This window comes from Flavobacterium sp. HTF, from assembly GCF_003105115.1.
Classification (GTDB): domain Bacteria; phylum Bacteroidota; class Bacteroidia; order Flavobacteriales; family Flavobacteriaceae; genus Flavobacterium.
The window spans coordinates 77,478-87,336 of the sequence record NZ_QETH01000013.1 but is presented as its reverse complement, the minus strand read 5'-3'; the positions used below and the strand labels follow the sequence as shown (position 1 = coordinate 87,336).

The following is a 9,859-nucleotide window of genomic DNA, read 5'->3' as shown; positions in this document are numbered from 1 at the left end:
TAATAAATTTATTAAAAATTTATCGTAATTTTCTTAAAAAAACATAATACAATCATGAAAAACTATTACTATTTGTTTGTGCTTTTCTGCTCTTTCAATATCGTAGCGCAAACTCAAACTTCCGGAGGAAGTAATCCTGCTCTGCCTATTAATCAAACATCGATTGGAGATGAATCTAATGGTCAGTCATCACAGATAAATAATTTACTTTACAGTGAGATCTTCACTCCAAAAATTGGAACTCCTAACAGTGGAGGTTTCAAACAAGTAAATTTTTCAAATGTTGGTGAATATACAGGAACATCAAGTATTAATGTGCCAATATATCAAATACAGGTAGGGCAAATTAATATCCCAATTGAATTAAATTATTCTTCTACCGGTATTAAAGTAGATGAAACAGCATCTAACGTTGGGCAAAACTGGTCCTTAAATGCAGGCGGTGTTGTAACTAAAGTAATAAAAGGTATAGAAGACTTTAAAGTTACTGTGGAGGGGACTCTACCTTACATTCCTAATAATCCTCTACTAAAATTTTCTGCTCTTGGTACTAATGATGTATTAGGAATGAAACTTAAAGAAGTTGGTTGGCTAATGCAAAATGCAAACATTTCTTTAAATAAATATTATGATATAAATTCTACTATTGATAAAATTTATACATTAGATCAAATGGAGTATCCAACTAACAAAAAAGATTTATCTCCAGATCTATTCTATGTAAATGCACCTGGTCTAAATACGTCTTTTACTCATAAAAAAGATAAATCAGTAATGGAAATTGCATTTCAGGGTAATAAAATTACAACAACAATAGGCCAAACATCTGTAATCCCATTTTTTCCAGAATTTAGAGATAATGGATTTGAAAGCCACTTAAAATATTATGATGGTGGATTACCACGAAAAATACAAGGTGTTACAAAAATTGAAGTTACCAATATAAATGGAACTCAATATGTTTTTGATCAATTAGATGTAAATCAATATGTGAATAGAGAAATCCTGCAACCTTATAAGACAATAGGATCAAGTAGGGATCTTACATCACAAGAAATAATGGCTTACAAACTGAGCTCTATAAAAGATTTTAAGGGTAATGAAGTTACATTTACATATGAAACATATGCAATAAATTATCCGGAATACAGAAAAACTGCTGATTTTGAGATAACGAATATAAATGGTAATCAACTAACACAAAATTTAAGTTCTACAGAAATCAGATATCCTAATTTAAACAGAATAAGTAAAATAAATTATGCTGAAGGAAGTGTAGAATTTAAATATGAAGAACCACGAAAAGATTTACCTGGAGATTATGCATTATCAAAAATTATCGTAAAGGATTTAAATACAAATATTATAAAAACTATAAAGTTAGAATATGATTACATGATTTCTAACAATAATTGTTCGGAACCTACTTGCAAAAGACTTCGTCTTTTAACAGTGCAGGAAATAGGCAAAAATAATACTGCAATACCACCATACCGCTTTTTTTATAATGACGATATTAGACTTCCTGAAAGAGGGTCGGGCATCACCGATTATTTAGGATATGCTAATGGTCCCGTATCAAGTGAATATAACAATATTACCTCTATCAGCTGTAGAATGTGTCTGATTCCTCCTCCTGAACTATATTATAAACCTAATCAACAAGATTTTTCAATATCTCCTTTTCCTATTTTTTCAGATAGCTTTGTTACAGCAGGAAGATCATTAAAACCTTCACTGTCTTATACAAAATCTGGTGTGTTAACGAAAGTGCAATATCCGACCGGAGGAAAAGAAGAATTTGAATATGAATTAAATGATTTTTATTCTACATTAACCGGACAAAATGTTAAATCCGGAGGACTAAGAATTTCCATTCATAAATTAGTTGATACTAAAGGGGCATTACAAGTAAAAAAATATAATTATTTAGATACGAACGGTAATTCTTCGGGAATATTAAACAACTTGCCTACACTAGGAATTGCTCATGCATATAGCGAACAATTGGCAACTACTTATTTGGGAATATCAAGTTTTTCGCTTCAAAGTGGGTTAATACTTCACACATTTACTAATTCAAGAACTGATTTTGATATTGTGGAGGGATCTAACGTAGGATATTCGAGAGTTTTAATTAAAGAAAATGCTGATAATGGCTATGTTGAAAAAATATTTTCTACAAGAAAAGATTTTCCAGTAGAAAAACCTTTGTTTACTTATAAAAATTTTGATAAAAATAAAATTGAATTTGGGTTAAACAATGGGTGGAGGTTTCCTACAACAAACAATACAGAATTATTAATAGGCAAACTAAAATCTATCAGAAAGTACGATAAAGGTAATAATTTAGTAGAAGAAACTAAAAACAGCTATCAATATGATACTTTTGATCAAATTAAAGATAAGGTCGGAATTTCAAGAAAAGATATATTCCCGGGAGAGGTAAATGATACAGAGCCAATTCAGCCTGATTTTGCTTTTTATCCATCTGTTTATTCAAGCAGAAACCTAGTCAATGAAACAAAAACAGTTACGAAATTCAGTCAAAACAAAGTTGAAAATATTACTACTACTGTTTATGATTTAAAGTATCAGTTACCAAAATCAATAGAAAATATTGTTAATCAATCTGGAGATACGAATTCTTTAATCACACAGACAAGTTATCCTCATGACTTCACTACTCCTTTGATGGTCAGTTTGACAAACGCAAATCGTATAGCAGAGCCAATATTAATAAAAAACCTGAGAAAAATTGATCAAAGTTCAGAAGAGCTCAACAGCCAGGAAATAATATATGACACTTTCACAAGAGGAGGGAAAAATTTAATTCTTCCAAAATCAGTACAAACAGTCAAAGGACAACAGACTGTTACAAATCCATTTGAAGAAAAAATTCAATTTCATGATTATGACAAATTTGGTAATTCAATAGAATCCTCTAAAAAAGATGATATACACACAGTATATCTATGGGGGTATAACTATTCAAAACCAATTGCAAAAATAGAAAATGCTACCTATTCGGAAGTTATGACTTCATTAGGTAAGAAAAGCTCTGAAAATCTGGAATATTTACAAAATTATGATGAAGATAAATTAAAAAATGAGATTCAAAAGATTAGAACCAGTTTAAGTAATGCAATGGTTACGTCTTACATCTATAAACCTTTAACAGGGATTTCTGTTATAGTAGATCAACAAGGCAATTCTATTTCTTACGAATATGATGATTTGAATCGTCTTAAAAAAATTAAAGATCAGGATCAAAATATTATTGAGGAATATTGCTATGGTTATACAGGGGCTGTTAATGATTGTCAAAAGGGCGCTATACCTCCGGTAGAAGTTGATAATTCTGTTTACGATACCGATTTGCAGGTTACAATTGGTGACTATAAACCATATAAAGTACCTGTAGCTTGTGGCAGAGGAGTAAGCTGGGAAGATAAATTGCCTGATGGTGCTGAATACAAAGGCAGAAACATTTTAAGCCTTCATGACAAATTATACTTTCCAAATCCAGCTCAGACAGGTGTGCATTACACACCCGGTTATTATCCATTAGCTGTAGAATATACACAATTACCTCTTCCATATCCTATTGGAGAATATACCTGTAATTACTTTGCAGAAAGATCGGGATATAGTTTTAATCTTTCAGGATTAAATAATCCTAAATTTCTTGGTCCGGACAGGGTCGTAGAGCTGACCTGGTGGATGGAAATTGATGGAAAAAAAATAGAATTACCAAAAGTTCAGGAATATAACAATATCTTTTTTATACCAAAATGTTTAGATGGTATTTATGGGCGAATAATTTGTTCTGCAAAAATAACTTCTGGTTACAATAACCATCAGGATCCGCCTAGAAATACTGTTATTTATACTGTAAAAAGTAACTTGACCAAGTTCAAAAGCGGACTAAATGATTATGATAACGTGCCTGCTTTATATAAATTAAGTCCTTATGATTTTTATTCAGGAGATGTATGCAGCAAAACTTCAGGGTATGGTGTTGGTAATAATTCTGGAAATGTACCTGCAGATCCTGGATATTGGAATGATGCTCCATGGTTAATAGATAATGGTACTGTGAATACTCCTGATTTTAAAATATTTGTAGATAATTTTAAAATGTACGAAATACCTGTACCAGCATTTCTTCCAACAACTTTTACCTGGACTGGCCTTACTAAACCAAGTTTGCATCCTCTGTTTGATTTTCCAAGACCAATAGGAGGAATTCATAATGAAGGTACTTTTACTCCTCATGCTTTTCCTTCTTTTATAACTTTTCCTTACATGTTGGAATACTATACTAATTTTTATGTAACTAAAGGAGGCTATAAATTTAATAGTGCATCAGTAATTCAAAAAGTAGCTGACAGTCGTAACTATACTTTTAATTGGTATTTAAAAATGGAAACTACCGGGCAGCAAATCCCATTAATCAGAACACTGGAATCTAAAGATCTCTTCTTTATACCGCCATCTTTGAACGGAAAAAGAGGGAAATTGATTTGTATAGCAACAAAAAGATTTGATACTGTTGCCTCGGCCCTGACTTTTGAAAGTGAGATCATAACATTTCAGCAAGGGCTATCTAATACAGACAATCTGAACTATCAGGTAGATTTTCTCGACTCAATCGAACCATAACTTGTAAGATTTAAAAATATTAATCATAATTATGATGAAAAAAACTAAACGATACAGCATCCAATTTATTTTGTTGCTATTCAGTATATATGCCACAGCTCAGGTTCCGGCTACGATAGTAAAAGGGAGTATTAATACTCCTTATAACGTAACAGGAAATGAAACTCTTATTGCAACGCAAAGTATTGTGCTTAGCCCAAATACTCTTATAAAATCCGGCAGTACATTTACAGCTAAAATTGTACCTGACGCTTACATACCAATTTCTGCAATTAGTAATGAAAATTTCATTCTTTCACGCAAATATCAGACGAATCTAATATCAGGCGAAGATATTGTTAGTAACTCTGATGTTATAGAAAATATTTCGTATTATGATGGTTTAGGCAGGCCAATGCAAAACATTGCAATAAAAGGTTCTCCAAATAAAAATGATATAGTTACTCACATTACATATGACAATGCCGGAAGACAAGAAAAAGATTTTCTTCCTTATATGGATAATGTTGGCTCAATAGGTTCATACAGAAATAGCACAGATGCAGAAACCAGAATCAATGCTTACTATAAATTAAACTATCCGCAGGATATTGACAATGCTCTTCCAAATCCGTTTTCTCAAAAAAAGTTTGACAATTCACCTTTAAATCGTATTCTATTACAAGCCGCTCCCGGAAAAGATTGGGCATTAGGTAAAGGACATGAAATAAAAATGGACTATCAGACTAATACTGCAACAGCTACTGATAATGTGAAATTCTTCGTTGTAACAACAGTATTAAATTCTGATGGGGTTTATGTACCAACTGTTGCATCAACAATTAATTATTCAGACAATCAATTATATAAAACTATAACGAAAGATGAAAACTGGGTAAGCGGAAAAAACAACACTGTCGAAGAATTTAAAAACAAGGAAGGCCAGGTTATTCTGAAACGTACTTATTCTGATTATGCAAACACTTCACAATCGGAAGTAAAACATGACACCTACTATATATATGACACTTATGGAAATTTGACCTATGTCTTACCTCCTACGGCTGAAGGTTCTGTAACTAGTTTAGTTTTAAAAGAATTGTGTTACCAATACAAGTATGATACAAAAAACAGATTAGTTGAGAAAAAACTACCTGGAAAAGACTGGGAATTTATAGTTTATGATAAATTAAACAGGCCAATACTAACACAAGATGCAAACCTGAGAACGTTGAACAAATGGCTTTTTACCAAATATGATCCTTTTAGCAGACCCGTTTATACTGGAGAATATATAAATACAACTGACAAGACAAGAAGCCTGGTACAAAAATTAGCTGACAAAAGCACTGTACTATTTGAAAATAAAAAGGCTACCAGTATAAAGATTAAAACAACTGATGTTTACTATTCAAATCTGGCATTTCCTACTGTCGATATAGATTTATTAACCATAAATTATTATGATGACTATCTTAATATTAATTTGGATGGAGGTACAACTGCAACATCTTACGGACTTACTCCCGTTACAACTCCTAAAGGTCTCACTACTTGCAACAAAGTGCGTGTTTTAGATACAGATAAATGGATTACGTATGTAAATTATTACGACAAAAAAGGAAGATTAATTTATAATTATAATAACAATAACTATCAGTCGGTTGTAACCACATTAAAGTCACAACTTGATTTTGCCGGCAAGGTTTTAGAAACTACATTAAGCCACAAAAAAGCTGGCAATACAGATATTAATGAGATAGAAACTTTCACGTATGATCATATGGGAAGGCTAATTACGAATAAACACAAAATCAATAATTTAGCACAAGAAACCATTTCGACTAATTCTTATGATAATATTGGGCAATTAAATGAAAAAGGTGTAGGCGGAACAGGGACCAGCATACAAAAAGTAAATTTTAATTACAATATAAGAGGATGGCTAACAGGAATTAATGATATAAACTCACTAGCAAAAACAGGAGATCCTAAAGATTTATTTGCTTTTAAGATTAATTACAATGCTGCTAATTCTGGAATCAGTAATGTTATCCCTTTGTATAATGGTAACATTTCAGAGACGTATTGGGCAACCAATTCAGACAATGGAATAATAAAATCCTATGGCTATCGATATGACAACCTAAACCGATTAAAGGATGCTGTGTTCAAAAATGGAACTACATTGGCAAACACCTATAATGAAGCAATCACTTATGATAAAAATGGAAATATTCAGACGTTAAAACGTAATGGCTTAAACGGATCCGGTTTTGCCCTTATAGATGATTTGGGTTATAGTTATCTAAATAATTCGTCAAACCAGCTTATAAAAGTGGTTGACAATGCCAATGCGGCTTATAAGGCAGGCGGTTTTGTAGACAGCGCTGCTAACACGGTAGATGATTACAGTTATGATGCCAACGGTAATATGATCAAAGACAATAACAAAAATATAACCGCTATCAAATACAATTATCTAAACCTGCCAACCCTAATAACTTTTGGAACAGTAGGTAACATTGCATATCTTTACAATGCATCTGGAGAAAAAGTACAAAAGATTATAAGTGAAACAGGAAAACCAAACATTAATACAGATTATCTGGAAGGCTATCAGTACGATAATAATGTATTAAAGTTTTTTCCAACTGCGGAAGGGTATGTTGAGGTTACAGGAAGTTCTTATAAATATATTTACCAATACAAAGATCATTTGGGTAACATCCGATTGATTTACGATAAGACTCTGGTTATTAAGGAAGAGAATAATTTCTATCCCTTTGGTTTAAAACAGGAAGGTTATAATATAGTTAAAACTGGTTTTGAGAATAAGTATAAGTACAACGGCAAGGAGCTCCAAGACGAGCTAGGGCTTAACTTCTACGATTATGGAGCACGTAATTATGACCCAGCCTTAGGTCGTTGGATGAATGTGGACCCATTGTCTGAGAAATCTCGTAGATTTAGTCCTTATACATATGCTCTTAATAATCCCGTATATTTTATTGATCCAGATGGAATGAAGGCTGAAGCATCACAAACAGCCTATATTTATTATGATTGGGACGAAGGTGGTTACAGGACTCAGGATAATAAAGAAGCTTCCGTAGAAGATGCACTTAGTCAAGGTAATTGTCCAAGTTGTAAGACTAAAGAAGATTGGGCTACATATTATAAACAAGCTGAAAATACAGCCTCTATACTAGGAGAAACTAATCTGTTTAATATTGGACTAGGCAATCATCTTACATCAGGAAAAGATGAAGATGGACATACTTTATATTATTTAGATGACGAATTAATGGATTTAAGACGTTATGAAAATAGAGCGCATGCATTTGGTAGTTTTTTAAGTGAAGGAGCTGATATACAAGGAGGATTTTCGCTTTTAAAGTTTCTTAGTAATCTTGTTAAAGGTGTAGGAATTGATGATTTAATAAAAGCTGGAAATATTATTAGTAAAGGAGGGTATAGCTCGGCAGGGAGAGCTCTTATGAAACATGGAGGAAGAGAGGGAAGCTTCTTTCCAAAAGTTGTTGGCAGTAGAGCAGCAGTTAATTCAGCTGGAGAGGAAGTTCTAACAACGATAATTACTAACCCAAATGTAATAAAGAATGTAAGACATCATGCTAAATTTGGAAAAATTTTGGAATATCGACTTCCAACTGGGCAAGGTGCTAGGTTTAGTTCAGACGGTAAAAAATTTATAGGTTTTATAGAAGTACAATGAAAAAATTTAATATAGAAATTGCAAGCGTACCTGATAAGGATAATCTTGTAGCAGAAATTTGGTGTGAAAATATACTTATAGCAGAGTTAAGTCATGAAGCAGAAGAAATTGATATTGAATTTTATATAAATGATACAATTAAGTTTAACTTAAAAGAGCTAATTGAAATATTTGAAGAAGCGAGAAAAAAATTGTTACAGTTATAATAATAGCGATAAAAATTCGTAGTGTTTCAAAGTGGTGCAATTTGAAATATAATTCTAGATAAACAATTAATCCTCGTAAATAATTAAAACAAGGAAATGGAAATAGAAAACGAAATATTACTTAACAAATATGGCCAAAGTGTTGTAGATATTGAAGATTTGATATTTGTATTTAATTCATTTAGTCACGATGATAAAAAGAAATATTTATATGATTTACTTTTTTTTATCTTACAATCTAAAGCTCAGGATGAAGATATAGTACCAGCTATTGAAAACAGTAAATTAATAAGAACATATACACCTTGTGTAATAATCCAGAAAGGAGTTGGGACTCATAACTTAAAAAGATTGCTAAATCTTCCAGAAAATGAACTCAATAAATAGCTAATATTACTTTTAAGCTTATTTAAAATAGCTTATATGAAAAGATTTGAAACAGAAAAAAAGACATATACAAATGGTGGTACTGGGATTTATCTGATGACGAAAAAGTGAAAACTATAATAGAAAATTGTGGAAATTTATAGATTAATACAAACAGAATCCATCACGCTATGGTATTGAAACAGGCAATTTTACATATGCAGAAACTGTAGTAAATAGTGGAAGGTTCACAGTTGCAAATCCAGCACAATACGGTGTAAAAATTTATAAATTACCAGTCAAATAGTATGAATGATATTAAATTAGGTACATTTCAAGTCGTGGGTAAAAATGTATTAGAAAATTTTTCTTTTAATAATGAAGATGTGACTTTAATTAATTTTAAATTTAAATCACTCAATTAAAATTATTCCTTTTTTTGAAAAAATTCAAAAGAAGGAAGTGGACGAACTTATAAATGTTTTTAAAAGTTTAGAATTAGACTTGAGATTAGATGACTTGCTAGGTAAATTGCATATTGTACTGCTTAAATTATTATTAGATAGTGAAGCTAATAAAGTATTGATTATAGATGATGTCGGATTTACATCAACCTCAATAAATTTTTTGGAATCAAATTTTAATAATATAATGCCAAGATTTAAAAATAAATCAATAATTATTTTAGATCGGGGTAAAAGTGACAGTCAGGGGTTTCAATTATTGATATGAGATTTATATTTCTAACATGCTAAAATAGAATTATTATTAGTAAAAATGAGCAATAGTAATACCCCCGCTCCGAAGAGTTCTTATGAAAAGCTGCGCAAATGTCTCTGACTTTGCGCAATTTTTTTGCATCATATGAACACAAAACGTCTCAAAAGTCTCCGACTTTTTCTGTCAG

At 31.4% G+C, this 9,859-nt stretch carries 5 protein-coding genes; all 5 read left to right on the top strand.

Features of this window, described 5'->3' with window-relative positions:
* Window positions 1–54: 54 nt before the first annotated feature.
* The 5 genes from DCO46_RS06405 (at window position 55) to DCO46_RS06385 (ending at window position 9,684) form a co-directional block, all read left to right on the top strand.
* Complete coding sequence (locus DCO46_RS06405) at window positions 55–4,665, top strand: hypothetical protein (protein WP_116751737.1); 4,611 nt, start codon at window positions 55–57, stop codon at window positions 4,663–4,665.
* Between the two features lie 31 nt (window positions 4,666–4,696).
* A complete protein-coding gene (locus tag DCO46_RS06400) occupies window positions 4,697–8,380 on the top strand; it encodes a DUF6443 domain-containing protein (RefSeq protein WP_116751736.1) in 3,684 nt (1,227 codons plus the stop codon).
* Window positions 8,377–8,586, top strand: a complete 210-nt coding sequence (locus DCO46_RS06395; protein WP_116751735.1) for a hypothetical protein — start codon at window positions 8,377–8,379, stop codon at window positions 8,584–8,586. The genes DCO46_RS06400 and DCO46_RS06395 overlap by 4 nt, the downstream gene beginning before the upstream one ends.
* A gap of 96 nt (window positions 8,587–8,682) precedes the next feature.
* Window positions 8,683–8,973 (top strand): DUF5958 family protein, encoded by a 291-nt coding sequence (locus DCO46_RS06390; protein WP_243416266.1) that lies wholly within the window; start codon window positions 8,683–8,685, stop codon window positions 8,971–8,973.
* A gap of 441 nt (window positions 8,974–9,414) precedes the next feature.
* On the top strand, window positions 9,415–9,684 hold the full coding sequence (locus tag DCO46_RS06385; protein WP_116751734.1) for a hypothetical protein: 270 nt from the start codon (window positions 9,415–9,417) through the stop codon (window positions 9,682–9,684).
* Window positions 9,685–9,859 lie beyond the last annotated feature (175 nt).